The following is a 1,422-nucleotide window of genomic DNA, read 5'->3' as shown; positions in this document are numbered from 1 at the left end:
GAACGGCTCGGGGTCCGGGTGCTCGGGCCCCGGCTCACCGGGACGGCCGGGACCCGGGCCGGGTCCGGGGCCCGGGGTGGGATCGCCCGGTCCGGGGCCGGGACCCGGCGGCGGACCGGGCGCGGGCCCGGGTTCCGGTGCGGGACCCGGCGGTACGGGGTCGGGGATCGGGTGGGTCATGAGGTGCTCCTCCGTCGCTGAGCGGCCGTACCCGGCGGGCGCCGTCCACGTCCCCCGCCGGGCGGCCCGTGTCGTCCCACTGTCTCCCGGCTCGCGTTCCCACGCCCGGTGAATGCACTCATGCGGGCGGGCGGCGGGATGTCACGGTCGGCCCTGCTCGGTACGTCCTCATCGTGGGGCTCGGTACGTCCTCATCGTGGGGCTCGGTACGTCCTCATCGTGGAGCGCAGTCGCTCCGTACCACCGGGAACAGCACACCGCCGTACGCGGCGGGGCCGCCGGACCACAGAAGGGGCACCATGTACGACATGCACGAGGCCGACCACGACGCCGAGGCTCTGGCCGCACGCTTCGAACGGGACCGCCCGCGGCTGCGGGCCGTCGCGTACCGCATGCTCGGCTCGCTGAGCGAGGCCGAGGACGCCGTGCAGGAGGCGTGGATCCGCCTCCACCGCACCGGAGGCCGCGAGCTGCGCGACGTCAGTGCCTGGCTGACCACGGTGGTCGGGCGGGTCTGCCTCGACATGCTGCGCTCCCGGGCGGCCCGCCGCGAGGAGCCCTTGGACGTCCATGTGCCCGACCCGGTGATCACCGGCGAGACCGCTCCCGAGGAACACGCGGTGCTCGCCGACTCCGTGGGGCTCGCCTTGCTCGTCGTCCTCGACCGGCTCGCGCCGCCCGAGCGGGTCGCCTTCGTCCTGCACGATCTCTTCGCCGTGCCGTTCGACGCCATCGCGCCCGTGGTCGACCGGACCCCGGCCGCGACCCGGCAGCTCGCCAGCCGGGCCCGCAAGCGGGTGCGCGGCGAAGGGCCCGCGCCCGAGACCGACCTGGCGCGCAGGCGGCAGGTGGTGGAGGCGTTCCTCGCGGCCGCTCGCGCCGGCGATCTGGACGGTCTCGTCGCGGTACTCGACCCGGACGTGGTCATGCGGGTCGACGCGGGGCCGGAGGCGGCCGGGGTGTCCCGCCTCGTGCACGGTGCCGGTCAAGTCGCCGGAGAGGCGGTGCAGTTCCGTGCTGCGGCGCCGTTCGCGCGGGTGGTCCTGGTCAACGGCGCTCCGGGTCTGATGACCGCCCCGCACGGCGATCCGCTCTCCGTCATCGACTTCACCGTCCGGGACGGGCTGGTGGTGGAGATCAACCTGATCGCGGACCGCGCGCGGCTGCGCGACCTGGGCCTGCCGGGCGGCCTGGACGCGCCCCAGGCGTGACGGCCCGGGGCGGCCGGGCTCCGACGGCCCG

General features: G+C 75.9%; 2 protein-coding genes. One reads left to right on the top strand and one right to left on the bottom strand.

Annotated elements, in window-relative coordinates:
• The coding region (locus DY218_RS35405; RefSeq protein ID WP_233521885.1) for a hypothetical protein at window positions 1-180 on the bottom strand (180 nt) is incomplete at its 3' end.
• A 299-nt stretch (window positions 181-479) separates the two neighbouring features.
• Here DY218_RS35405 and sigJ point away from each other — a divergent pair.
• Window positions 480-1,391 carry an RNA polymerase sigma factor SigJ gene (gene sigJ, locus DY218_RS24350; protein WP_233521884.1) on the top strand — a complete coding sequence of 304 codons (912 nt, stop codon included), beginning with the start codon at window positions 480-482 and terminating at the stop codon, window positions 1,389-1,391.
• Window positions 1,392-1,422: the final 31 nt, after the last annotated feature.

The sequence above is a fragment of the Streptomyces triticagri genome, from assembly GCF_003429565.1.
Lineage (GTDB): Bacteria > Actinomycetota > Actinomycetes > Streptomycetales > Streptomycetaceae > Streptomyces > Streptomyces triticagri.
This window is presented reverse-complemented; position numbering and strand designations above follow the sequence as displayed.